The organism is Chloroflexota bacterium, from assembly GCA_026713825.1.
GTDB lineage: Bacteria > Chloroflexota > Dehalococcoidia > Lucifugimonadales > UBA1127 > UBA1127.
The window spans coordinates 1-2,431 of the sequence record JAPONS010000088.1; the positions used below are offsets into that span (position 1 = coordinate 1).

Consider the following 2,431-nt stretch of genomic DNA (forward strand, 5'->3'; position numbering starts at 1 on the left):
GCCAGCCGGGCGGCCCCCCCCGCTGCGGACGCCGAGCCCGCCGCTGTTGAAGCTGCTGCCCCGGAACCTGAAGCTGCCGCTCCTGAGGCCGCGGCCGTGGAAGCCGCGCCCGTAGCGGAAGAAGCGCCGGTTGCGGAGCCGGTTGCGGAGCCAGTTGCGCAGCCGGTTGCTGAGGTGGCCCCCGTCGAGGAGGCGGCTCCGGCGGCAGAGGCCGCTCCCGCCGCCGAAGCGGAAGCTCCGGCCCCTGCTCCAACTCGACGTCGTTCGACGCGGGCGGCAGCCGCCCCCGCGGAGGCCCCGGCGGAAGCGCCTGCGGCCGAAGGTGATGCTGAGGTGGCCCCGGCGGCCCCCGCGCCACGGCGGCGCAGCACACGCGCTGCGGCCCCGGCGGCAGAGGCAGCCCCCGCGGAAGACGAGGCGGCCCCGGCTGCCCCCACGCGGCGCCGGCGATCGACTCCCGCTGCGGAGAGCTAGCCGCGCGGAGTGCCAGGAAGAGTTTCAACTTTACTCAAGGAGCAGGCATGACAACCCAAGGCAACACCTTTGCAATGTCCCCAAGCTACCTCTACACCTCGGAGTCCGTGACCGAAGGGCACCCCGACAAGGTGTGCGACCAGGTGAGCGACAGCATCCTCGACGCCATCTACGCGCAGGACCCGCAGGCCCGCGTGGCGTGCGAGACCGCCACGGGCACCGACTTCGTGGCCGTCATCGGCGAGATCACCACCACCGCCAACGTCGACTATGAGCAGGTGGTGCGGGACACCCTCAAGCGCATCGGCTATGACAGCGCGGAGACCGGCATCGACTACCGCTCGTGCCAGGTGCTGGTGCGCCTCCATGCCCAGTCCCCGGACATCAACCAGGGCGTCAGCCGCGCGCTGGAGCACCGGGACTCCGACGAGGAGAAGACCGAGGTCGAGGTGCTTGGCGCTGGCGACCAGGGCATGATGGTGGGCTTCGCCTGCAACGAGACCGCCGAACTCATGCCGTTGACCCTCTCCCTGGCCCACCACCTGACGCGGCGGCTGGCCGTCGCCCGTCGAGAGGGCATCCTCGATTGGCTCAAGCCCGACGGCAAGAGCCAGGTCACCGTTGAGTACGAGTACGGTGTGCCCAAGCGCGTGCACACGTTGGTTGTGAGCACCCAGCACGACGCCGAAGTGTCTCAGGAGCAGATTGCAGCGGACATCCGCGAGCACGTCATCGACCCCGTGGTCCCGGGCGCGCTGATTGACGACAAGACGCGCATCTACGTGAACCCGTCGGGGCGGTTCGTGACGGGCGGCCCCCACGGCGACGCCGGCCTGACCGGCCGCAAGATACTCGTCGATACCTACGGCAGCGTCGCGCGGCACGGTGGCGGCGCATTCTCCGGCAAGGACCCGACCAAGGTCGACCGCTCGGCGGCCTACGCGGCCCGCTGGGTCGCCAAGAACGTCGTCGCCGCCGGCCTCGCCGACCGCTGCGAGGTCCAGGTGTCCTACGCCATCGGCATGGCGGAGCCCATCAACGTCTCCGTCGAGACCTTCGGCACGGGCGTCATCCCCAATGACAAGATCTCAGAGTTGGTCAACAAGCACTTTGACCTCCGGCCCGGCGCCATCATCAGCCAACTCGGCCTCCGTGCCCCCATCTACGCCCAGACCGCCTCCTACGGCCACTTCGGCCGCGACGACGTCGACCTCCCCTGGGAGCGCACCGACAAGGCCGCCGAGCTCCGCGCAGACGCCGGCATCTAACCCACACCTAACCGCAAAACAGAGAGCCCAGTCCGCCCAATTGGACGGATTGGGCTCTCCCTTTGTCCCGCCCCAACCCCTCTCGCGTCATTCCTGCGCAGGCAGAGCCTGCCCCCGCGAAAGCGGGGGAACCCAGAGGGGCAGAGGGGTGGGGCTCGCACCCCCCAACCAACCCTCGCCTTCACCCGCGACCCTTCGCGTCATTCCTGCGAAGGCAGGAATCCAGAGGCGCGGCGCACGTGGGACACCCCCACCACAAAACCTCAGTCCCAACCAACCCCCACCGCCTCCATACCGGCGGATGCCGGTATCCAGGGGCCGGGAGGGGAGCCCTCTCCACCAACCCTCTTCTCCGCATCCGCTCCACCTCCGCGTCATTCCCGCGAAGGCAGGAATCCAGAGGCGCGGCGCACGTGGGGCACCCCCACCACAACAACCTCGGCCCCAACCAACACCCACCACCTCCATACCGGCGGACGCCGGTATCCAGGGGCCGGGAGGAGAGCCCTCTCCACCAACCCTCTTCGCCGCATTTGCTCCACCTCCGCGTCATTCCTGCACCCCCAAGCGTCATTCCTGCGAAGGCAGGAATCCAGAGGCGCGGCGCACATGGGACACCCCCACCACAAAACCTCAGTCCCAACCAACCCCCACCGCCTCCATACCGGCGGATGCCGGTATCCAGGGGC

2 protein-coding genes are annotated in these 2,431 nt (G+C 69.2%); both read left to right on the forward strand.

The window, feature by feature from the left end; all coding sequences use genetic code 11:
- Positions 1-474, forward strand: a 474-nt coding sequence (locus OXC99_10960; protein ID MCY4625502.1) for a hypothetical protein, incomplete at its 5' end; no start/stop codon positions are given.
- Positions 475-548: 74 nt separating this feature from the next.
- Entirely contained in the window at positions 549-1,742 is a 1,194-nt protein-coding gene (gene metK / locus OXC99_10965) for a methionine adenosyltransferase (GenBank protein MCY4625503.1), read from the forward strand.
- Positions 1,743-2,431: the final 689 nt, after the last annotated feature.

Bases quoted from the DNA above. Each gene is read 5' to 3' on its own strand.
- metK (MCY4625503.1), top strand. From the start codon at position 549: ATGTCCCCAAGCTACCTCTACACCTCGGAGTCCGTGACCGAAGGGCAC.